The organism is Erythrobacter sp. W302b (assembly GCF_046452395.1).
GTDB lineage: Bacteria > Pseudomonadota > Alphaproteobacteria > Sphingomonadales > Sphingomonadaceae > Erythrobacter.
In genome coordinates, this window is record NZ_JBKFDH010000004.1 from 1 (window position 1) to 20,079 (window position 20,079).

Annotated in this window: 33 protein-coding genes; 26 read left to right on the top strand and 7 right to left on the bottom strand. The window is 61.8% G+C overall.

The genetic code is table 11. The annotated features are described in order from the left end of the window. Positions 1 to 157: 157 nt before the first annotated feature. From ACLBKT_RS15900 to ACLBKT_RS15955, 12 genes are all read left to right on the top strand, one after another. On the top strand, positions 158 to 487 hold the full coding sequence (locus ACLBKT_RS15900) for a hypothetical protein (protein WP_410183965.1): 330 nt from the start codon (positions 158 to 160) through the stop codon (positions 485 to 487). Beyond that, positions 484 to 1,449: a hypothetical protein gene (locus tag ACLBKT_RS15905; RefSeq protein WP_410183966.1), complete on the top strand. Its 966-nt coding sequence runs from the start codon at positions 484 to 486 to the stop codon at positions 1,447 to 1,449. Before ACLBKT_RS15900 ends, ACLBKT_RS15905 begins: the two co-directional genes overlap by 4 nt. After that, the gene (locus ACLBKT_RS15910; protein ID WP_410183967.1) at positions 1,443 to 1,802 is read left to right on the top strand and encodes a DUF3768 domain-containing protein; all 360 of its coding nucleotides are present in this window, start codon (positions 1,443 to 1,445) and stop codon (positions 1,800 to 1,802) included. The genes ACLBKT_RS15905 and ACLBKT_RS15910 overlap by 7 nt, the downstream gene beginning before the upstream one ends. Positions 1,803 to 2,069: 267 nt before the next feature. Next, positions 2,070 to 2,420, top strand: a complete 351-nt coding sequence (locus ACLBKT_RS15915) for a hypothetical protein (protein ID WP_410183968.1) — start codon at positions 2,070 to 2,072, stop codon at positions 2,418 to 2,420. Positions 2,421 to 2,472: 52 nt separating this feature from the next. Continuing rightward, positions 2,473 to 2,979, top strand: a complete 507-nt coding sequence (locus tag ACLBKT_RS15920; protein WP_410183969.1) for a hypothetical protein — start codon at positions 2,473 to 2,475, stop codon at positions 2,977 to 2,979. Then, the gene (locus tag ACLBKT_RS15925) at positions 2,976 to 3,434 is read left to right on the top strand and encodes a DUF6878 family protein (RefSeq protein WP_410183970.1); all 459 of its coding nucleotides are present in this window, start codon (positions 2,976 to 2,978) and stop codon (positions 3,432 to 3,434) included. The genes ACLBKT_RS15920 and ACLBKT_RS15925 overlap by 4 nt, the downstream gene beginning before the upstream one ends. Before the next feature lie 3 nt (positions 3,435 to 3,437). Next, positions 3,438 to 3,830, top strand: coding sequence for a DUF6915 family protein (locus tag ACLBKT_RS15930; protein WP_410183971.1), 393 nt, complete (start codon positions 3,438 to 3,440; stop codon positions 3,828 to 3,830). Further along, positions 3,820 to 4,164 carry a hypothetical protein gene (locus ACLBKT_RS15935; protein WP_410183972.1) on the top strand — a complete coding sequence of 115 codons (345 nt, stop codon included), beginning with the start codon at positions 3,820 to 3,822 and terminating at the stop codon, positions 4,162 to 4,164. The genes ACLBKT_RS15930 and ACLBKT_RS15935 overlap by 11 nt, the downstream gene beginning before the upstream one ends. A 24-nt stretch (positions 4,165 to 4,188) precedes the next feature. Then, a complete protein-coding gene (locus tag ACLBKT_RS15940; protein ID WP_410183973.1) occupies positions 4,189 to 4,881 on the top strand; it encodes a hypothetical protein in 693 nt (230 codons plus the stop codon). After that, positions 4,878 to 6,041 carry a phosphoadenosine phosphosulfate reductase family protein gene (locus ACLBKT_RS15945; RefSeq protein WP_410183974.1) on the top strand — a complete coding sequence of 388 codons (1,164 nt, stop codon included), beginning with the start codon at positions 4,878 to 4,880 and terminating at the stop codon, positions 6,039 to 6,041. Before ACLBKT_RS15940 ends, ACLBKT_RS15945 begins: the two co-directional genes overlap by 4 nt. Further along, positions 6,038 to 6,205, top strand: coding sequence for a hypothetical protein (locus ACLBKT_RS15950; RefSeq protein ID WP_410183975.1), 168 nt, complete (start codon positions 6,038 to 6,040; stop codon positions 6,203 to 6,205). The genes ACLBKT_RS15945 and ACLBKT_RS15950 overlap by 4 nt, the downstream gene beginning before the upstream one ends. Before the next feature lie 247 nt (positions 6,206 to 6,452). After that, the gene (locus ACLBKT_RS15955) at positions 6,453 to 6,971 is read left to right on the top strand and encodes a hypothetical protein (RefSeq protein ID WP_410183976.1); all 519 of its coding nucleotides are present in this window, start codon (positions 6,453 to 6,455) and stop codon (positions 6,969 to 6,971) included. A 20-nt stretch (positions 6,972 to 6,991) separates the two neighbouring features. On the opposite strand, the gene ACLBKT_RS15960 is transcribed toward ACLBKT_RS15955, so the two are convergent. The 3 genes from ACLBKT_RS15960 to ACLBKT_RS15970 all read right to left on the bottom strand — a co-directional run bounded on the left by ACLBKT_RS15960 (position 6,992) and on the right by ACLBKT_RS15970 (position 8,530). After that, entirely contained in the window at positions 6,992 to 7,573 is a 582-nt protein-coding gene (locus ACLBKT_RS15960) for a hypothetical protein (RefSeq protein ID WP_410183977.1), read from the bottom strand. 42 nt (positions 7,574 to 7,615) lie between these two features. Then, on the bottom strand, positions 7,616 to 7,831 hold the full coding sequence (locus ACLBKT_RS15965) for a hypothetical protein (RefSeq protein WP_410183978.1): 216 nt from the start codon (positions 7,829 to 7,831) through the stop codon (positions 7,616 to 7,618). A 114-nt stretch (positions 7,832 to 7,945) separates the two neighbouring features. After that, positions 7,946 to 8,530 carry a hypothetical protein gene (locus tag ACLBKT_RS15970; RefSeq protein WP_410183979.1) on the bottom strand — a complete coding sequence of 195 codons (585 nt, stop codon included), beginning with the start codon at positions 8,528 to 8,530 and terminating at the stop codon, positions 7,946 to 7,948. A gap of 397 nt (positions 8,531 to 8,927) precedes the next feature. Between ACLBKT_RS15970 and ACLBKT_RS15975 the strand changes: the two genes are divergently transcribed. The 9 genes from ACLBKT_RS15975 (at position 8,928) to ACLBKT_RS16015 (ending at position 13,316) form a co-directional block, all read left to right on the top strand. Further along, positions 8,928 to 9,380 (top strand): DUF736 domain-containing protein, encoded by a 453-nt coding sequence (locus ACLBKT_RS15975; RefSeq protein ID WP_410183980.1) that lies wholly within the window; start codon positions 8,928 to 8,930, stop codon positions 9,378 to 9,380. Between the two features lie 139 nt (positions 9,381 to 9,519). Beyond that, positions 9,520 to 9,768, top strand: a complete 249-nt coding sequence (locus ACLBKT_RS15980) for a hypothetical protein (RefSeq protein WP_410183981.1) — start codon at positions 9,520 to 9,522, stop codon at positions 9,766 to 9,768. A gap of 116 nt (positions 9,769 to 9,884) precedes the next feature. Beyond that, positions 9,885 to 10,160 (top strand): hypothetical protein, encoded by a 276-nt coding sequence (locus tag ACLBKT_RS15985; protein WP_410183982.1) that lies wholly within the window; start codon positions 9,885 to 9,887, stop codon positions 10,158 to 10,160. Continuing rightward, positions 10,147 to 10,560, top strand: a complete 414-nt coding sequence (locus ACLBKT_RS15990; RefSeq protein WP_410183983.1) for a hypothetical protein — start codon at positions 10,147 to 10,149, stop codon at positions 10,558 to 10,560. Before ACLBKT_RS15985 ends, ACLBKT_RS15990 begins: the two co-directional genes overlap by 14 nt. Positions 10,561 to 10,610: 50 nt before the next feature. Then, positions 10,611 to 11,339 carry a hypothetical protein gene (locus tag ACLBKT_RS15995; RefSeq protein ID WP_410183984.1) on the top strand — a complete coding sequence of 243 codons (729 nt, stop codon included), beginning with the start codon at positions 10,611 to 10,613 and terminating at the stop codon, positions 11,337 to 11,339. Positions 11,340 to 11,424: 85 nt separating this feature from the next. Next, entirely contained in the window at positions 11,425 to 11,667 is a 243-nt protein-coding gene (locus ACLBKT_RS16000; protein WP_410183985.1) for a hypothetical protein, read from the top strand. Between the two features lie 646 nt (positions 11,668 to 12,313). Beyond that, positions 12,314 to 12,649, top strand: coding sequence for a single-stranded DNA-binding protein (locus tag ACLBKT_RS16005; RefSeq protein ID WP_196490270.1), 336 nt, complete (start codon positions 12,314 to 12,316; stop codon positions 12,647 to 12,649). A gap of 59 nt (positions 12,650 to 12,708) precedes the next feature. Beyond that, the gene (locus tag ACLBKT_RS16010) at positions 12,709 to 12,975 is read left to right on the top strand and encodes a hypothetical protein (RefSeq protein ID WP_410183986.1); all 267 of its coding nucleotides are present in this window, start codon (positions 12,709 to 12,711) and stop codon (positions 12,973 to 12,975) included. Next, positions 12,972 to 13,316 (top strand): hypothetical protein, encoded by a 345-nt coding sequence (locus ACLBKT_RS16015; protein ID WP_410183987.1) that lies wholly within the window; start codon positions 12,972 to 12,974, stop codon positions 13,314 to 13,316. The genes ACLBKT_RS16010 and ACLBKT_RS16015 overlap by 4 nt, the downstream gene beginning before the upstream one ends. Before the next feature lie 32 nt (positions 13,317 to 13,348). Here the strand turns inward: ACLBKT_RS16015 and ACLBKT_RS16020 are convergent, their stop codons facing one another. Together ACLBKT_RS16020 and ACLBKT_RS16025 are read right to left on the bottom strand one after the other, a co-directional pair. Further along, a complete protein-coding gene (locus ACLBKT_RS16020) occupies positions 13,349 to 13,588 on the bottom strand; it encodes a hypothetical protein (RefSeq protein WP_410183988.1) in 240 nt (79 codons plus the stop codon). Between the two features lie 576 nt (positions 13,589 to 14,164). Beyond that, the gene (locus ACLBKT_RS16025; RefSeq protein ID WP_410183989.1) at positions 14,165 to 14,464 is read right to left on the bottom strand and encodes a helix-turn-helix domain-containing protein; all 300 of its coding nucleotides are present in this window, start codon (positions 14,462 to 14,464) and stop codon (positions 14,165 to 14,167) included. 40 nt (positions 14,465 to 14,504) lie between these two features. On the opposite strand from ACLBKT_RS16025, the gene ACLBKT_RS16030 reads away from it, so the two are divergent. Both ACLBKT_RS16030 and ACLBKT_RS16035 read left to right on the top strand, forming a co-directional pair. Continuing rightward, the gene (locus ACLBKT_RS16030; RefSeq protein ID WP_410183990.1) at positions 14,505 to 14,909 is read left to right on the top strand and encodes a VOC family protein; all 405 of its coding nucleotides are present in this window, start codon (positions 14,505 to 14,507) and stop codon (positions 14,907 to 14,909) included. A 10-nt stretch (positions 14,910 to 14,919) separates the two neighbouring features. Then, entirely contained in the window at positions 14,920 to 15,288 is a 369-nt protein-coding gene (locus tag ACLBKT_RS16035; protein ID WP_410183991.1) for a hypothetical protein, read from the top strand. 136 nt (positions 15,289 to 15,424) lie between these two features. Here the strand turns inward: ACLBKT_RS16035 and ACLBKT_RS16040 are convergent, their stop codons facing one another. Continuing rightward, positions 15,425 to 15,910 (bottom strand): hypothetical protein, encoded by a 486-nt coding sequence (locus ACLBKT_RS16040; RefSeq protein WP_410183992.1) that lies wholly within the window; start codon positions 15,908 to 15,910, stop codon positions 15,425 to 15,427. A gap of 672 nt (positions 15,911 to 16,582) precedes the next feature. On the opposite strand from ACLBKT_RS16040, the gene ACLBKT_RS16045 reads away from it, so the two are divergent. The 3 genes from ACLBKT_RS16045 (at position 16,583) to ACLBKT_RS16055 (ending at position 19,274) form a co-directional block, all read left to right on the top strand. Then, on the top strand, positions 16,583 to 17,611 hold the full coding sequence (locus ACLBKT_RS16045; RefSeq protein WP_066542480.1) for a DUF2493 domain-containing protein: 1,029 nt from the start codon (positions 16,583 to 16,585) through the stop codon (positions 17,609 to 17,611). A gap of 339 nt (positions 17,612 to 17,950) precedes the next feature. Beyond that, a complete protein-coding gene (locus tag ACLBKT_RS16050) occupies positions 17,951 to 18,181 on the top strand; it encodes a hypothetical protein (protein ID WP_156440675.1) in 231 nt (76 codons plus the stop codon). A 532-nt stretch (positions 18,182 to 18,713) separates the two neighbouring features. Beyond that, positions 18,714 to 19,274: a hypothetical protein gene (locus ACLBKT_RS16055; RefSeq protein ID WP_410183993.1), complete on the top strand. Its 561-nt coding sequence runs from the start codon at positions 18,714 to 18,716 to the stop codon at positions 19,272 to 19,274. Positions 19,275 to 19,377: 103 nt separating this feature from the next. Here ACLBKT_RS16055 and ACLBKT_RS16060 read toward each other — a convergent pair whose 3' ends face one another. Next, positions 19,378 to 19,596, bottom strand: coding sequence for a hypothetical protein (locus tag ACLBKT_RS16060; RefSeq protein ID WP_410183994.1), 219 nt, complete (start codon positions 19,594 to 19,596; stop codon positions 19,378 to 19,380). Positions 19,597 to 20,079 lie beyond the last annotated feature (483 nt).

Consider the following 20,079-nt stretch of genomic DNA (forward strand, 5'->3'; position numbering starts at 1 on the left):
GTGTCGATGCCTTGGGTCACGCCGCTTACGAAGGCGATCCCATCCACGGGCTGGTCGACAAGGACGCTTATGACAGCAGCCGCATCGTCAACGGGTTCGATGAAATCGGCGCTGTACGCATCGAAGCCAATGCGCCCGCAACCAAGGAGGTCGTGCTGTGAGCCTCGTAACGAACCCAGAGGTCGCCGCGCATGAGTTCGCGCTGATGCTTGCCCTGAGCACCGCTCACATGTCGCCGGGCACTGCGGCTGACTGGATGCCCCGATGCCCCTGGGCCTGCTTCGCCAAGGGCGAATGGGGCTGGTTCATGTATGTCTGTGACGATGTCGGCGTCACCGAGGCCGCAGACGTTCCCCTCGAAATCCGCTCCGCTCTCCATGTCGCCCGCAAACTGCGTTGCCAATGGATCATGTGGGACTGCGACGCGCCGATCGTCGCCGATTTGCCCGAATACGACTGGGGCGCAGCAACCGGGGAAATGTCGTGATCGCTGCACCGCGCTGCGCCACGGCAGCAACCCGCGCCCGCGACCTCCTCGACCTTCCGCAAGCACCAGTGGTGCTCGCTTACGGCATCGGGGTCGATTCCACAGCAATGCTCATCGAGCTTGTCGCGCGAGGCGAAACGCCTGATCTCGTCCTGACAGCCGATACCGGTTCCGAGAAGCCCGCGACCTATGCCTATCTCGACATCATCCGGCGATGGATGGAAGGGCACGGTATCGAATTCCAGATCTGCCGGTATCAGCCCCAGCGCTTCAAGCACTGGCCACCATACGCGACGCTGATCGAGAACGTCCTCACGAATGCGACACTTCCGTCGATCTCGCTCGGCCGCCACTCATGCAGCCTGAAATGGAAGATCGCGCCCCAGGACAAATTCATCGCGGCATGGCGACCAGCCATAGACGCATGGGGCCGCGGCCAGAAGGTCGTCCGGCTTATCGGCTACGACGCTTCGCCGGCCGACACCCGCAGGCATGCGCACGCTCTGACGATCCCCAGCGAGCGGTTTGAATGCCGCTACCCTCTACGGGAATGGGGCTGGACCCGCGATGACTGCATCGCCCGGATCGAGGCCGAAGGCCTTCCGGTCCCGCCGAAGTCGGCATGCTTCCTGTGCTGTGGCTCGAAGCGCGAAGAAATCCGCGATCTTCCGGCATGGTGCTTCCGGATCATCGTGCTGGTGGAGGCCCGCGCCGCACCGAGGCTCCGAACGGTCGAGGGCCTCTGGCGATCTTCAACGCGCACCAGGCCCGGCCGAATGACCGACTTCATCCGCGCCGAGCGCCTACTTCCCGATGCGGAAATTGACCGGATCGAGGCCGACGCGCCCACGTCCCTGAAACTGTTCCAGGAAGCCGCAGCTGAAATTCCGCTCCCCGAACGGCCGCACCTTGCCGACTGGATCGAAAGCTTCCAGCAACAAATGGAGATAACGCCATGCTGACCGAACCAATCGGACGAGCCGAGCAGATCGCCAAACTCAATGATCGGGCACGCTCCGGTTTCGACCCCAGCGCTCGCATCATGTTTACACGCGGCTGCCTCGACGCGTTCTGCAATGGCGACACCCCGAGCGGGCTTGTCGCGCAGGCCGAGCTCATCAAAACCATGCGGCGCCACCGGTTCGAGGAGGATACCTACGGCGAACGCGACTTCGGCGCGTTCACTTTCAGGGGAGAGCGCGTCTTCTTCAAGATCGACTATTATGACCTGAACCTCGAGTACGGGTCCGAAGATCCGGCCGATGCGTCGATCACCGCGCGCGTGGTGACGATCATGCTCGCTACGGAGTACTGACAATGTCCAACATAAGACCCGCCCGAGCCGACCAGATGCAGGCAGCCAAAAACGCCGTGACCGCACTTCGCGAGGGACGAAACTTCGCACGAAAAGCAGACTCTCCGAAAACCCTCGCGGCAATCCAAACGGCCATCAAGAGTGCCGAAGGAGCGGTTCGACACGCAAAGCGGCGACACGCGCGTACAAACGGGAATGCCTGATTAACTCAACTCCTCCACCACGGCCCCTGTCAGCACTTAGTCCATAACACATAGGTGATACTCAATGAGCAGACGCGAAGTCCCCATCAACAAAAGGAGCCCCCACATCTCACGAGTGGTCGTCGGCTATGACCGCCCCCTCGGAACCTTCTTTGCGCAGGCCATCGCCATCGATGCGGACGGCGAAGAAGACTGCGTGATCTGGCAGGGCACATATCCAGGCGAACTGCCGACCCCGCGCAGCGCGATCGCGCTGATCGAGGACTACTGCGATGTGCCCGAAGACCTTGCAAGGCAACTGGAGACCGATCGCCTTGCCACCCTCGCGCAGGCTGATGGCCCGAACCAGCAAGCCGCAAAGCGCGCCTTCATCATCGGCGAGGCCGAACCACCCCGGCCAAAGCCGGGCAGTTAAAGGGGAGGGGGAGGGGGCTTTCGATCCAACATAGGATCGAAGGAGAACTCCCATGCCCATTATCATCGATATCGGCGTTGCGCCGGCGAACGAAGACTGTGCGCAGCTCGGCATCACCCCCGACTTTGGCGCAGCAAACCGCCTCGAGGTGCTTGCCTACCGCGCGGCGATCATCGCCGTTCATGGCGCGCCGCCCAATGGCTGCCGTCTGGAGCCCAAAAGCAGCCACCACGATTTCGGCAGCTATTGCTCGCTGACGCTGATCGTTTCGGACGAGGCCTCTGTCAGCGCCGCACATGCCTACATAGCAGCCGTCGAAAGCGGTCTTGGCAACTGGACCGAGGCCGCGATGGCGCCTCCCATCACCTACCGCGAGGGGATCGCGCGCTGGCACAAGCGTACCGCATCTGACGTCGTGTTCGGCGTGCTGATGAGCACGCGGCCCGATGATGACGGCCACTTCCGCATTCCGGCTTTCGCAACGATCCACGCCAACCTCTCTGCGTCCTACGAAGCCGAGGCCGCCCGCTTTGCCGCTCTTCAGGGGGAACTCGCATGACGACGCTGGTGGAATCCAACCGCGCAACGATCGGTCGCAAAGAAGCCCCCAAGCTGATGCTCGCTGCGATCTGCGCCTGCGCGAAGCTGCACGGAATCGCGACGATCACCATCAGCTACGACGGGAGCGGCGACGAAGGCGCCATCGACGGAGTGACTCTGACCGGCACTGCAGGTGAGGAGGGCCAACAGGCACCCGAAATCGCCATGCCAAATGTGCCATGTTCTACATGGACGGTGCCATACCGCGGCGACGCTGTCGCGATTGAATCGACCTTCGAAAGCGCGCTCGATGATCTCGGCTATGAACTGATCGCGCAGAACCACGCCGGGTGGGAAAACGGCGAGGGTGCGTTTGGAGAGGTGATCATCGATGTCGAGGCCGGCCGCGCCACACACGACCACAACACGCGATATGTCTCCTACGACAGCACTGCCTATGAATGGGAGTGCTGAGCCATGTCCCACTGCTACTATCACGCGCTCTCATCGGTGAAGCGCTGGGGCGGGTGCGTCGACGACTACCGGCCGCTTCACGACTGGTTCGACCAGTCCAAGGCGATCATCGCTGACCCGCGTCACCGTGCACTGCGGCACCATGCCGAAGGCATATTCATGCTCGAAGCGCTGTTCGGCCAGACCATAACCAACAGGGACAGGCGCGTCGTTCCGGTTCGCCTCATCGGCGAACAACATGTGCTGGAGGATCTCGGCCATATCCCGTCGTTCGCTGACTGGGCCCGCGCCATCCGTCCCGAAGCGTGGATGCTGCGCGCCAATCCGAAGGGCTCGCCGGGGCTTGATCCGTCAGTCGCTGCCCCGAGAGGAAGGGAGCTCCATCATGTTGACTGACAGCGAGCGTTTCGCCTTCGTGCCCTACCGGATCCATGTCTTCGAAACGAGCGGCAATGCCTATGACGCCGTTCAAACCGATGATCGCATCGCGACCGGCGATCTGCTTCTGATAATGGACGAGGCCGTAGTCGGCGTCGCCATGACCTGGCCTTTCGCGGTCACCGCCGAGCCCGGCCATTTGCATCAGGTCGCCCCAAAGGCCGGGGACACCTTCGACCAGCTTGCGACCTCGCTCGGCGTCGAACCAGCTTCGATGTCCCGAGCCGTCACTCTCGCCCGCCAGCTCGGCTTTGCGATCGAGCCCGCGCTGCAATCGCTCATGGCAGCCTAATCAGCCAATCCAAGGACAACTCCAATGGCCAACAATTACATTCATGCCGCATTCGCGGTGACCATCACATCGTCCGAAGCCGAGCTGATCGCAGCAGCAGAAACCGCCATCGATGCCATCGAGGAGGATCTTCAAGGTGAAGACCGGCGCGAGGCATACAACGCGCTTGGGCCGGCATTTGCCGATGCCTTTCCGCCGATCAGCGACGACCCGTTCTCCGGGTTCATGCCGATCTTCCCGGACAAAGACTTCCCGTGCCTTGATGCCACCATTACCATCGACGACGGCCAAGATCACACCACCAGGGTTGTGACGTTCTCGGGCGACCAGTTCGGCATCGAACAGGTGGCGAACCTGCTCTTCGCCTGTGCCAAATCGGCGCTGCCGATCGGATTCGAATACGCTTACACCTGCGACAAGCTTCGAAATGACGAATTCGGCGGCGGCGCGGTCATCATCAAGACTGACGGGATCGCCTATCCCAGCACCCACGCCATCGTCAGCAATGCGCTCTCAGCTCAACCCCATGCCGAAACCGCCCGCCTTGTGCTGACGACCCGCGATGCGGAGCATGGCCTGCTGTTTTGGAACAACGAAGCCGGATTCGGCAATTTCGCTTCCGCAACGCTGTTCACGGAAGCCGAGGCCGCCGGTTTCGACGTCCCTATCGCGCTTGATGAACCCGAATGGCTCGCTTGCCCGGCAGGCATGCCATGAGTTCTCGAAACGCATACCGCGTCCGCTCTTCACTCGTCCAACCGCCAATCGCGTTGCCGCCCGCAATCGAGGCCGCCATCCGCGCAGGTGCCTGGATTGTGTTCAACCTCTCCGGCGGCAAGGATTCGTCAGCCGCACTCTTTGCCGCGATGCCCGTGCTCGATGCACTCGGCCACCCGCGTGAACGGCGCATTGCCATCCATGCCGACCTCGGCAGGGCCGAATGGGACAGCACCGCCGAAACCGTCGCAACCATCGCTGCAAGAGCCGACATCGCGCTCACTATCCGGCAACGCCAGAGCGGTGACCTGTTCGACCGTTGGCACCAGCGTTACGAGTCCGGCAAGGCGCGCTACGAAGAGCTCTCGACCTACAATCTGATCGGACCCTGGTCGTCGGCATCTTTGCGGTTCTGCACCTCGGAGCAAAAAGCCCAGGTCATCGGTCCTTACCTCGCCCGCCAGCTGGCAGGCGAGACCATAATTCAGGTCATCGGAATCCGCCGTGACGAGAGTAGCGCCCGGGCCATTGCACCGGACTGGAAGCGCGACAGCCGCTTCGCAGCCGAAGGCAATCGCGCCGGCACTCGAATGCTGATCTGGCATCCGGTCATCGACTGGGCAACCGCCGATGTCTTCGCCTTCCACAAAACGCACGGCATCCCGCTGCATGAAGCCTACACCCGCTACCGGTCGAGCCGCCTCTCGTGCCGCTACTGCGTCCTGCAGTCGCTCGCCGACCAGCAGGCGGCATCATCAGCGCCTTCAAACCATCAGGCCTTCGTCCATCTCGTTGCGCTGGAAGCACGCTCGACGTTCTCGTTTCAACCCGGGCGCTGGCTCGCCGATAGTGCGCCCCACCTCCTGACCGGTACCCTCGCTGCCGACATCGAACGCGCAAAGCATGCCGCATGCGAGCGGCGCCAGCTGGAAAGCACAATGCCGCCTGACCTCCGCTTTCAGCGGGGATGGCCGCCACGTCTTCCTACACCGGACGAGGCCACCCGCATTGCCGCAGCCAGGGCACCCATTCTGCAACGTCACCGCCTCGAAAACCGGTTCCCGACAGGACAGACGGTGATTGCCCGCTTCGCGGACCTCATCGCACTGAAACGCGAGAACGAACGCCCAGACCATTCGCGCGAGGAAAGCCCCTCATGACACGCTCACATGAATACCAGCGAATGATCGCCGCGCGCGACACTACAGAAAAGCGTCTCAAGGAGCTGGAACGGCGGCTCCGCGAGGCCGCCAGCAGCGCCATCAGCTCCTCGGCAGCGCACCGCGGCGACAGCGCATGGCGCAAAAGCGATGAAGCCGCCTAGCAAGCGTCCCTGGCAGAGCGGCGCTACCGCAGCCGCAACGAAATCGGAGCACTTACGGCAAAGCTCGAGCGGCAACAGAGAGCCATTCGCGCATGGCTGTCTCGTTCCACCAACCACAGCCCCGCAGGCAGCTGAGCAGCATTCGCGTGCCAGCGCTGTGCTTGTCCGCGTCCCCATACGGGACATGTCCCTCTGCGGCACAACAAGATCTTGCACTGCAATCGTTTTTAGATTCAAACCCTCTAATATGAAGGGGCGCATCATGGAGATCGTGTACCACTTTGACACGACAAGCGAGGCCCTGCGCGCTTGCGAAAACGGCGAGCTCGTCACCGGATCGGTAGTCGTCGTCGCCACCGATTGCATCATCGGCCTTGCAAGCAATCCGCCCCGCGCGATCACAGCGCGCACCGGTCCTTTCAAGCCCTTCTTCGGAAACTCGCGCAGCGCCATCCTGACCGAAAGCCAGCATGGAGCCGAGCAGATCCGCGCCGGCGTCGACGAAGCCTACCGCCAGGGTTTCCCGGTGCCAGAGGCCCTCGCGGATTTCGCGACGCTCCGCTCCGAAATGTCGGCTTGCGCCCGCGAATACCGCCTGACCAGCGACGAGGTTCTCGCGCTGGTCGAAGCCTGCGAAGCACGCTCCACAGAATTCTGGAACACGCTCGGCCAGGCCGGGGCCGATTCCATCGCGGCCCGTATCCTTCAGGCCAGCATCGACAATCTCTCGGCCGCACGCCGCAAGCTGCTCGATCGGCCCCTTTAACGCTCTCAGCATCGGCCGCGCTAGACGCGATGATGGGCCATCCCGAAGCGCTGAAAGACAGTGAGCTCCCAAGGCAGCCATATAAACAGCACGAATGTGACAAGGAACACGACGGCAGCCTCAGGTGTCAAAACCAGCAGCAAGCCTGCAACAGCAGGCACCCAAAGCATCAGGAGCGGAAACCGAAGATCGATCATCTCAGTGATCTTTTTGACCACGCTAACGGCCCAACGAGGCGATAAGCGATCGTCAGAGACGCCATCGAATGAATGGTCTGACCGAACCACGCGACGATCAGAACCTGCAAGCCCCTCGATAACAGGCAAGCGCCCAGATTCCCTTTCCTGACTGCGCGCCAACTCTTCCGCATTGCGCCGACACTGCGCCACCATAGCCTGCTCGATTTCGCCAGCCCTGCGTTCCCGGTCCGCCCGTTCCTGCGCCGCGCGTGCATCCTGCCATGCCGCATACCTCTCACGCGCGGCCCTGGCTTGCGCCTCATCGACTGCGCGCTGCTTGTTCAGTTCGGCCCGTTCCTCGGGCGTGACACGACCACTTGCGTGAAGGTACCAGAAAATCTTGCGCTGCGCCTTCCTGACCATCTGATCCGCGCCATTGCGTGTAAGGCCGAAGACTTCGCCGATCTAGGCGAAGGTCATGGGGCCGTCGCCACCGGCGCCGCATAATCCATATCGCAGGCGGATCGCACGCTCCAGACGTGGGGGCAGTGACAAAAGTGCAGCGTTGAGCCGCTCGCGATCAGCGAAGCTCTCATCCATTTCGACGGTGGCATCTTCGAGTTCTGAAAGCGCCTCGATCCCATGTACCAGGCGCTCCAGTACGTAATGGTCCTCATCCATCACCAATCGTCGCCGTCCCATCCGATCAGCAATCTTGAACCGGCGCAGATGACGCTCGATGGCGACGACCGACCCATGACAACCGCAGGCATACTGAGCGCTGTGACATGAGCATCAGCCAGTGCTCACATCATAGTTGATCTTGCAATATTCCTCACCGTCAGGGTGTTCGTACCAATCGAACCAAAAATTGTCTGACGCGAGCGCCTGCTTTCGATCTTCGAGCTGCTCGATCTGCCGAAGCGTAACTTCCTCGTCACGCTTTCGTCCCAACCAGGGGCCTAGCGACAGGACGACCCAGGGTCCAGCGATACAGAGCGCCATCAACAGCGCCGTCGGTATCGCCAACCCCAGCATTGACCCGTAATGCGCGCCGACCGGATTGCTCGAAAAGTACACAAAGCTGCCAACACCGCCAATCGCCAGCAACCCGGCGAGGAGCGGAGGGATCAGAAACCCCGGGGTCCACGCCCGGCGCGCACGCACCTCGACAAGAGCCTGCTGCAACCGCAGCGCTTCGCTCTCGTGGCGAAGCTCTTCCCAATGGATGGCGTTTTCCTCGGCTTCCTCCTGAGTTGCCAGAGCTTCTCCCTCTTCCTCGATCGCAGCCTGAATCGCGACACGACGTTCGCGGTGCTCAAGCCTGCGCGCACGAAGCGCGACGACGCGAGGCGGGGGATAGATTGCGACTGAGACCATATCGAGCAACCGGCAATTGGAACCAGGATGAAGAAAATCCCACGCACCCCCAGTGGGGTCAATCCGGGACTTTTTTTCCTACCCGTCTGCGGCGCATGGACCGGCGCGTCATTTTAGCCTTTCGCGAATTCATCGGCCCTCCGGCAACTATTCGGTCGGCGCAATGAAAACAGGCACGGCTTCTGAGCTTGCTTTCCCGAGTGCCCGACCTCCGCTCCGCATAACCAAAGCCCCCAGAGCTCCCTGAAGCGATCCCATTGGCACGCCAGAAGCGTGGCCAATGGAGGGCGCGCGGCACGCGCGCCTGCTCGTCCCGCAGGCGGGCCGAGGAGAGGAGGGGGATTGAGAAGGGTGTCGAGGACGATGGTGTCCGAGACGCAATCTCAGGAGAAGCATCATGAACATCGGTTCCATCAAGCAGAACGACAGCGGCGTTTTCATCGGCCGCGTTGACACCATGGCTGTCGCGATGACGATCGCGCTGAAGCCGGTCAACAGCAACAATCCGAAGGCTCCGCGCTTCGAGATCCATGCGCTGACCCCGGCGCGCAAGTGGATCCAGGTCGGCGCGCTGTTCGAGCTGTTCTCGAACAACACCGGCGAGGCCTTTCTCAACGGCAAGATCGACGATCCGTCGATGACCGCCCCGCTGCAGATCTCCGCCTTCCAGCAGGACGATGGCAGCTACAACATCGTCTGGTCGCGCCCCACGCGCCGCCGCGACGTCACCTCGCAGCTCGCAGCCAAGCAGGACGAGATGCCCGCCTTCGACATGGGCGACGAGAGCACCGGCACCAGCGGCGCAGCCAGCGACGGTCTCGGCGAATCCACGGCCGAATTCGCCAGCTGACACCAGCTCCCCCAGCGCTAGGCGGCTCCCAGTCCTCCGGCCGTCTTGCGCACCTTCGGGCCCGTCTCTCTCCCCCCGAGAGACGGGCCCTTTCTTTTGCAGGCACGGCCCGGGGCCGTGCCCTTCCGAAGGAGGCTACATGACCATCATCACCGCTATAGTCGACGTCCGCGAACACACCGGAGTACCGGGCAGCGCAACGATCGAACTCACACCCATAGGCACCATCGGCGGCATCAAGCTCGCTGACGGCCGACGCGTGCGCCCATGGATCACATGGGAAATCGAGGAACCCGACGGCACGCACCGCGACCTGACCTTCGACGAGCTCAGCGCACTCGGATTCGGCCCAACCCTCGACAAGACCATCGCCATCGAAATCGCCTGACGCAGGCGCTCAAGTGCCGCTCCCGCAAGGGAAAATCCGAAAAGCCGATTGCGGGAAGAGACTGCTTCAAACTATCCTGTTCGCCGCAATCCAAGCATCCAAGGAGCGACATCCACATGGAAAACCCCTTCACCGAGACGATTGCCACGACCGCCCTGCGCAAGAACTTCGAACAAACGCTCAAGGCCGCCGCTACGCGCGCCATCGGGCTCGAGGAGAAGGGTACCATATCGACCGTGCTCGTTCCGGCTGACGAATACGCTTCGCTGCGCGCCTTTGTCGGACGCGCTATGCAGTCGAGTGCTGTGGCGGACATCGTGAAGGATTTGACCGAGGCAAGGCCCGGCGCGCATCCGCATTCGCCCGAGAGGTACGACGATGCAGCACAATGACACATCGCATCGGCCTGAGACGGGCGCGATCATCGACTTCCGCTATCTTGGGCACAATGATGGGAACGACCCGGCCAAGAGCATGCCCGACGTTCGACCATGCCTTATCTGGAATGTCCGAGCGATCGAAACGCTTCAGCTGGTGGCTGTGCTACCCATCATCTCAGGCGCCACCGGCGCACGGGTCAGCATCCCACCTGCCGAACGCGCAGCGCTTGGGCTCGATAGTATGGCCGATGTCGTGTTTGAAGAAGCGAACGTGTTTCTATGGCCTGGACCCCACCTTGAGCCGCAGGCCGATCGCAGCCTCGTCCGGCCTCGCCGAGCCTCGAAGCAGCTGCTGAACGCAATCGCCGACGCCATGACCGGGCGCACCTGCAACATCGTCTTCCGTCCCTGAATGACATCCGTCCATCACTGCCGTTAGGCTCTCTGTCCCAGAAGAACGCCATGTCAGACAAGAACCCCACCGCCGGGCGACGCATGACCGCGAACCTTGCTGTCTACCTTTTCGCAATCGCGAGACATTGGCGGGAGGTACGGGCCTCCGACGGCACGCGTATTCCAAACCACCTCTTCGCTTCATCACGGGCAGCCGCGTTCATTCTCGAAAACGGTCCACCCGAGCAGCTCCGACGGGAATGGAACATTCCGCCGGGCGCGATTCATGTCGGCCCCGCAAAAGAGAGAGTCGACGATGTAATTGCCTATCTTGGCCTGAGTGATGCCGACATCCAGTTTCTCGAGAACTACTACCGCCTGAACGGGGGCATGCGACCGTTCTCGCTTCTCACCGACCGCCAAAAATTCATCGCACTCTGCAAGCGCACTCCAGGATTCACAATCGACATGCGGGACATTGCCAAGCTGGCAATCCCAGCATCGCCCGATGCCCGCTACGCGGACCCGGAAACGCTTGACGAACTGCTTTATCTCGATCCCGGCACGCTCGTCCCCCTCAAGACGACCTACGAGTTCATCCTCGGCAAGGGCGATCGAGAAGCCGGACGACGCGCACTTAACGAGCTTGAACACACGGCAGACATTCTGGTCCGAGAGGAGGACGTTCACATCGCGATCCGGGACTTCATCGAATTCGTCGAGACCGATACCGACAAAGTCCCGCCACACAGTCCGATGCGTTGGCTTCGCCAACTCAGGCAACAAACAGATCGCTAATTACGCTCAACACCTGACCGGTGAGCAGCCGAGCGTCCTGACCAAGGACCGCGGCGCGCTTCGTGCCGCCTAATGGAGCCCTGCAATGCGCGACAACCTGATCCGCATCCCGAAGCGTTTCCTCGACGATCATCTTGAGCGCGACCTCCCGACGCCAAAGATCATTCGAGAAACCGCGTCCCATTATTTCATCGATCCCCGAGACCCTGCCATCGGCGAACTCGCCAATGATGCCAACCACTATGCAGACGGGCTCGATGAGGCACCGCCGGGAGTCGTCCGGTCCGCCCGAGCCACGCTCCGCGCGATCCGGCCCGCCATGCACTGATCATGCACCGCCTTCGGCGGTGGCGGCCTCCTCAGCCCGATCGCCGACCTCTCCTTGTATAGCAAACCAGTGGCAGCACCGTAGCGCCGCCCCTGTAATGGACGGATAATTCGCCCTCGAACTGACGACCAGCGCCGCTCCATCCGCTGCCGCCGCCTTCCAGCGTGTTGGAATGCCCGATACCGACGAGCCGGCCGCCCTTGCGTGCTGCGATAGCAGGCAGCCCCATGCCGAAGCCTGTGACATACGAAATTCAGACGTCCGGCGCGGCCACTTCCGGCACCCTTCGACCACCGCCGCAGCGGGCCACCCGCTGACAAGGGATCGGCTCCACGTATCGTTTCCGTCCGGTGTCGCGGGCGGCGGGGTTTTCCCGCGGCGAGCCTGTGCACGACGAGCTTGGCGCTGTTCAGCCCAAACAAGGCCCCTCGTGTCCGACAGCCCGTCCGCCGCCAGTGCCCCTGCCTCTCTGGTCGCGGTTAGGGCCAACCTGCGAAAATGCGAGCCGTGTTGCTCGGCAAGCCGAGCTGCCCGCACCACCTCGATTTTCGAGGTTTCCCGCGCATGCGCGCGGTGTCCCACCACTCCCGCCGAGGCTCGATAAGGGCACCGGCGGACGAGCCGCCGGCCACAAGGAGGCTTCATCATGAACAACGTCAATCTCGTCGGCCGTCTCGCTAAGGACCCCGTCGCCCGCGACACCGGCGAAACCCGCGTCACCGAGCTGATCCTGGTCACCGAGCGGCCCGTCATCCGCGACGGCAAGGTCCAGAAGGATGCCGAAAGCGGCTACGCTCTCAAGGACGCCGAATTCCACAAGGTCACCGTCTTCAACGGCATGGGGCTGCCGCTCCGCGAGCACAAGAAGAAGGGCGACCAGCTCGCCGTCACCGGGCGCATCCACTACTCGCGCTGGAAGGACGCCGACGGCACCGAACGCTACGGCACCGAGATCATCGCCGAGAACGTGATGTTCATCTGACCTCGCAGGGGGCGGCACCGCAGTGCCGCCCCTCGCTTCGCTTCGATTGGAGAACGGTCATGTCATCGCTTGCGCCCATCCTCAACGCAGGCTTCGCCTTCGCTGCCGAGCAGCTGCCGCGCGATACACGTCCGGTGCTCGCCCTGCGCCCATCGTCATACAGCTGCTGCCAGTACGAGATCGTAACCGCCCGCTATATGCCCGCCTATCGCCCCCTTGCGCCGTGGCGCGAACTGTCCGGCGACGACCTCGTTGACAGCGGCTCCGACCAGGTGCTTGCCTGGGTATATGCCGACGCCATTCTGATCCCGGGGAGCGCGCTATGACCGAACCCGTTTTCGTCTTCGGGAGCAATCTTGCAGGCCGCCACGGCAAGGGCGCAGCCCTCTGGGCACGTCAGCACCGCGGCGCAATCTACGGGCAGGGCACGGGTCTGCAAGGCAACAGCTACGCCATTCCGAGCAAGGACGACCAGCTCCGCACGCTGCCGCTTGCTGTCATCGAGCGCCACGTCGGCACGTTCCTCGCCTTCGCGCACTCTCGCCCCGACCTCGCATTCCAGCTGACGCCCATAGGCTGTGGCCTCGCTGGCTATCGTTGCGAGCAAATCGAGCCGATGTTCAACAGTGCGCCGACCAACGTCCTGTGGCCGCCCGAATGGCGCTGATGTGATTCTTGCCCTTGAACGCGTCACCGCAATCACCGTTGCCGGTCAAGGATTGCTCCCGTCGCGTCGATCTTCGCCCCGCGATGGCCGCAGCTGCACCTCAAGTGCTGTGCGACCATGTCGAGCTTCATCGGAATCGACTTGGCGAAGCATTGATCCCGAAGCTTCGATGCCGGAACGAGAACCACGCGGCGGCACTTCCGACATTCAATCTGCGCATTGAGCCCATACCGAACCAAATCGGCCACAGTATCGATGCGCTTCATTCCCATGGATGCCGTAGAACATCATGAGAACATGATGGTCAACCGTCGGCTGTCAATTCTTAGGACACAAATGAAATCGATGGCCGTCTCCCGACCTTCGGCCGGGACCGCGCTCTATTGCGCTCGGCGCCGCGGCCCTGGCTCAGCTGAAGCTTCGCTAAGGGCTTCGCGTGCCCGCCTCGCTTCACCGAGCCCCCCGAGGGGTCTCGGCCCTGCGGGTGACGATCGCTGACGCATTCAGCCGCGCACCGCGCTTACGCGCTGCGGCCATGATGAGCGGGGCTCTTCCAGCGGCTCGGGCTTCGCCCGGGCCTTGCGTTTTTGATGGCCCCGCCGGCCCTCGGTCCCGCCGCGCGCCGCGCGAGCAGCCGGGGACCGGCCGACGACTGGCGCCGCCGCCTCAATCCCCGACTTGCCCGCGCGTGCCTGGTGCGGCTCCTGCGGGGGCCGTTTTCCGGTGTGGACGTCTTTGAAAGACGTCAGTTCACCCCACACGTCCGCTTCTGGTGGGTCCGGTGCGTTTGTCAAATGACCGGGTCTGGGTGGATTGCGGAATGGCGGCAAGTCAAGGCCTAGTCAGGCTTATCGCTGCCAGGGAGAAAGGCAACGATAGCGGGGAACATCTGTAGCAGAGCCGCGCTGGATGCCAAGCAGCTCCCTTCTGATGAGATGCGTCACAGACCGCTGGACTGCCGACTTCGACAGGCCAGTCGCGGTCGCCAGCCCCTGCAAGCTGATCGCCGTCTCACCCGAAGCTCCCCTTAGGCGCAAAAGCGCAAGGTAAACGATATAGGCTGCAGGCTTGCGGTCATGGCCGACCAGATCCGCCATCAGGGTGTCGATCACATATGGGTCGAGCATGACTGGTCTATTGGTCATCATGACTATAGTATTCTTGAAACGATTGTGCCTCGCAAGCCGCATGATCATGGCGCCCATAACAGCAGGAGGAAGTCCCATGATCATCGGTGTCAAATTCATCAGCATACCCAGCAAGGATCAGGACCGCGCGCTCAAATTCTACACCGAGAAGCTGGGGTTCAAGCTTATCACCGATCAGCCATTCAGCCCGGAGCAGCGCTGGATCGAACTGCGGATCGGCAATTCCGAGACGCGCTTCGTCCTGTTCACGCCTGAGGGTGATGCGGAAAAGCTGGGGCAAATGTTCAGCGGAGCGCTTGCCTGCGACGACGTCGAGGCGACCTATCGGCAATTGAGCGAACGGGGTGTCACGTTCGAGACGCCGCCAACAAGCCAGCCATGGGGGACCTTTGCTGTTATGGTGGACTCCGAAGGCAATCGCTTCGTGTTGTCTTCAAGGCACTGAGAGACCGCCGATGTCGGACAAAACCATAGCAGAACGCCTGGAAGTCAAGCGCGAGCGGCGACTGGCCTTGATTGATGCGCCTGAACCGTTGGATTGGGCGATCGGAGCGATGGATCGCCGTGCCGAACTGGACACGGCAGACGTCGCCGTTCTCTTCGCGTTTGATCGCGCAGCTCTGGAAATCAAGCTTCCAGATTTGCTGACTTCGATCACACCGTCGGCAATCCTTTGGGTCGCCTACCCCAAGCTCGGCTCACCTCTTGCTGGTGATCTCAACCGCGAGACCGTTCGGCGTATAGGATCAGATCACGGCATGAAGATTGTTAGCCAGATTGCATTCGATAGTGTTTGGTCTGCAATGCGATTGAAGCGCGCTTGAGTTGCAGCCGGATATGACCACTTCGGGGTCGCTTTGCGAATTTCAGCTTTCAGCGGCAAAATGCATGAAGCTGCCGGTCTGCTTTCAGTACGCCTCCAGCTCCTCACCGAATGTGACCGGGCTCTGCCAACTAGCCTTAGTGGTCCTCACGATCCAGACGGACCGCCTTTTGGATGAAGCCGAGCGGGTCTTGCACGAAATGCGCTGCGTCTGATTGAAGAACTGTCCTGATGACAGCTTCCCTGCTTGGCTGAATGATCGCACCCTCCGGCGTTGCAAAGACGCAGTCGAAATGCCGCGCGAGCTCGCAGACCCCGCCGATCAATGGCAGAGAGATATCTGCCACATCGAAGCGCACCTGGATTTCTTCGATGTATTGCTCATCGAAGCTCACCTGGATGTCGTCCGCAGGTTCGTCACCCCATACCCGGAGACCGGTGTACGATCGCGGCTTCTCGGGCAGCAACATGTCGAGGTTCGCAAACAGAACATCCGCCGCTGCAATGGGCAACGCCAGAACAACCTGGTCGAGCTGGGCGCGGCTCATGCGTGCAGCGTTGACCCCTGCGATACGCGCCGCAGAAGCAGGGATCAGGTTGATCACGAACTGCCAGACGGCCATCACTCGAACATAGCGCCAATGCGGTGTCCGACAATGGTCTCATTCGTTGAGCTCGGGACCTGTTCTGCCGGAACCCGGCGCTGCCGCCCATCCGGGCAGGGCAGCGCCCCTTACCCGCGAACGCGCCTTTCCTTGTCAGGAAGGCGTTCGCGGTCGGAGCTTTACAGCCGAAATTCGCGCGTGCGCGCGAAAGCGAGGCATTCGGCATCCTCCGGCCGGTCAAGGATCGGCTGCGCCGCCCGCGGAGCGGTGATGCCGGCTGCGCGGCATCATCCCTGACAGTCCGTCATCTGCCGACCAACCACGCTGAACGGCTTTCAAGATTGGACGTGTTCCCGCTGTTAACCCGTTCGCCGGGCCGGGAGGGCGGGCCAGCAGGCTGGCCCGTCTGCCTCCCGTCTCTCGTGCTCCGGGGCGGGAACGTCTCTTCCACACACACAGGAACACCTGCCGAAACATATCAGTCTTCGGCGCTCGTCAAGGATCGCGGTCCCCCCAATTTTCCGCCGGGTGACCGTGTCGCTGCGCGCCGGCCACCCGGCAGAAAATCGGCTCCCCCGCGCCCGCAGGGCGGCGGCGCGACAAGCGCGCCGTCCCTGACTGCACGCCTCCCGACTGATGGGTTTTCGGGGTTCCCGTTGTGGGAACGATTTCAATTAATTGGAGGCTTTTATGACCAAGATTTCGAACCTGTCCGACCTCGCGATCCTCGCTGCCGAGATGCGCGCTTCCCAGATCGAAGCAGACATCGCCAATGAGTTCGGCCACGCCAACAATGGCGAATACAGCGCCGCGTTCATCGAAACGAGCGAGATGGCGAAGCTCAGCATCGTCGCCGAGCCCGAGCATGCCGACATGCCCGATCCGGAAATGTCTGCCGCCGCCGTCGAACTGATGATGAAGACGATGTTCGATGTCCTGCGCGATACGAGGATGCAGGAGTGCGCCGCCGATCTCGCCTGGGGCTTCTGCAACAGCTTCCATATGGTCGCCAAGCGCATCGAAGGACGCGAAGACGACGCCGCCAAGAAGCTCGGCGAGCTCGCCCGCAATTTCGACCCTTCAGAAATCTACGCGACCGAGCTGGAGGAAACACAGCAGCTGTGCCAGACGCTCGAAGGCATCCGCGCAGCGCTCGAGTGCATGCGCGATCACGCCGCCGAAGTTTACCGGGTCGAAACCGGCCGGCCGTTCTCCACCGTCCGGGGCAGCAGGGTCTCGAGCAAACTCACCGCCTCGGTGGTCGACGCCCGCGACTATCTCGCCGGACGCGCCCAGCGCCGCCGCGAGCAATACGCACCCGAAGGCCCGGTCGTTGCCTTCTCGGGCGGAGCACAATGGCACGATGACGCGATCATCTGGACCCGCTTGGACAACATCGCGAAGCGCATCCCCAACATGATCCTCGTCACGACCGCTCAGAACAAGGGCTGCGACACCATCGCACGCTGCTGGGCGGCCTCGCGCGGGATCAAGCTTGTCGAGTTCAAGCTCGACACCAGCAAGGGCAGGAGCGCCGGGTTCGTTCGCAACGACCGGATCGTCGCTCTGAAGCCGGTTGAGGCGATCGTCTGCCAGGGCTCGGGCATTCAGGCCAACTTCGCCCAGAAGCTTCGGGACGCCGGAGTACCGCTCCACGTTCTGCGCCTTGCAGATCAGCGCCCTGACGAGCTCGCCAGCACAGCGCGCAAGGCTCACTGAGCACCCTGGGAGGCTCCGGCGTTCGCCGGAGCCTCCCTTTCTCTTCTGTCGCGCTGACACGGGCTCAGGGGGCATCGAACCCCCTTCGCCCGTCGGGGACGCTCGATCTGAAGATCGAGAAGGAGAGGGGGGTGGGGGAGTACGGGGCCAGGAGGAGTGTCTCGTGTCGTCCCAGTCTGACGGTTGCCCGCTGGCGCGCGTCAAGGATCGCCGGTCCCCCAATTTGCTGTGCAAATCGGCTCCCCCGGCGCCCGCTGCCGCGGCGTTCCTGAAGGAACGTCCCTGACCCGCTGGCGAGCACCGTCCCTCGGGAGCTCCCATCAAACACAGGAGGTTCACATGGGAATCCAAGTCACATTGTATCAGGCACTGCGGTCTGTTAAGGTGCCCGCGACCGACGCCGAAAAGGTCGTCGAAGACCTCGAGAGCCACATCGCCATGAAGATCACCGAAGCCAACAAGGAACTCGTCGGCGAGCTGAAGAGCCAGCGCTGGGTGCTTGGCTTTCTACTCATCGTGACGACGATCTCGGCCAGCCTTGGCGGCTATGTCGCCTTCATCCTGAAATGATCCGGGGGCTTCGGCCCCCTTTTTTCATCGCACTCACTGCAAACGGACGGCGCGGCGCTGCTCGCCAGCGCATCGGCACATGCGTGCCTCGCTGGCATCGCCGCCGCGCCTGCCGCAGCGCGTGATCGACGCTTCGACGGGCCGTCGTCGGCCCGGGCCGGGGCGAGCGTATGCGCGCGGGCACCGGCAGTCCCTTGCTGGCCTTGCGGACCTTCGTCCGCGTCGGCTTCGCGCGGTCTGCCGTGCGCCCGATCCCGGCGCGGCGCTGCTCGCCAGTGCATCGGCACATGCGTGGAACATCCGCTAGAATTCTTGAATGGCTTTCGCCAACGTCTTAGCTTCCGTGTAGCAGCACCCAATGGAGTAAGCTGCAAGCAGCCCGAGGTCTTTTACGAGACCAACCTTGATGGCCCTGCTACGCGACCCGGCAGGGCCATCATTTCATCGTCGCCATCGTTGCCGTTCGCGACATGTCGCTCACAGCAAGAGGGGAGGGGGATTGATCGAGCGTTCCATTGAGGAGTGCTTGACCATGACAATGACCTTTCAGCTGCAGAGCAAGGTTGCTCCAGTCTCGAAACCGGCATGCATAACGCTTCAGCAACTGACTGCCTTCCGAGCCTTCGCGCAATCGCACGGACAACTTGTCGGCATCTTTGATGAATCCAATTTCTCATACTTGGCAGATGGCTTCGATGCCCGCGTGTGCCCATGGAGCTGGGCGACCCTAGCCCGACTTTTTGGGAACCAGGAAGCGGTAATCAGCGTCATCGAAGAAGCGCAATTTCTCGGCCTGAACGTCCGTATCTGGAGAGAAAGCGCTGATGCTCAAATTATGATGGGCGTCTCCTCGACTCCAGACGGTGCCTTTCCGATCAATCTCAGCGATACCAATGGTCAGCTTCTGCTTGACGCAATCGGAATGGGCAACGCTCCGACAGGGTCGATTGACGCCGATGATTTGAGCCAAGCTATCAATGATCCACCAACCCGCCGACATCTCACATGGGGCGGAATGGAAACATGCCTCGAACAGCTCGACAGGATGCTTCGCGCATGCCTGTCAGCCGATCCACAACTCGTCTGGCGATAGCCTTCAGCCAGACCAAACAGGAAGGGCGCTGACCATGTCAGCGCCCTTCTTTATTTGCCTTCACGGCTTCGAGAATTCTTGCCGCGGTTTCGAAGCACTCCTGCTACGCAAGAAGACGCTTCTCGACCTCTTCGATTCCGAGCGCTTTCATACGGCTCAGGAGAGCCTCAAGACGATCTGAATCGAGCTTCGAAAGAACGCTCTTTATCATCGCCGATGCGCGCAGTTCGGCTTCGCGTTCCGCGAGCCTCTTCTTGCGCTCTACGAGCTTCAATTCTTCCTCGCGAATTGCTGCTCGTTCCTTCTCGATCTTAGCTGCCATCACACGTTCCCTTATCGCCCTGCGCTGCAAAGCATAGGGCTATCCTTCTGAGGATCAAGACGGCAGCGAATGTCCAATCGCTGAACAGCGATTGATGATGAAAGCGCCTTCGCCAAGGCTTGGCGCTTTGGGGCGGGATCGCTCCGCTCAGCCCAATCGTCACGTAGCCGAACGACCCGCGCAGCGGCTCCCCCACAGGAATTCCAGACTCACATCAGGATCGAAGACCACGACGGCACCAAGGCCCGGTCGCAGTCCCTAAAGAATGCACACCCTATGCGGCACCCGCGTGTTGAAAACCATTGGTTTTCAGTGCTGTAACGATCGGTAACCGCGTAACATTCTGTACCATCACACATAAGTAGCAAAATTAGCCCGATAGTTCAATATCTTAAACTCACGACGAATTGTTACACCTCGGGCCTTCCAGAGGCTTGAGCCTCGTGTTATAAGATCGTCGCGAAACCCCCACCATCCACCAAA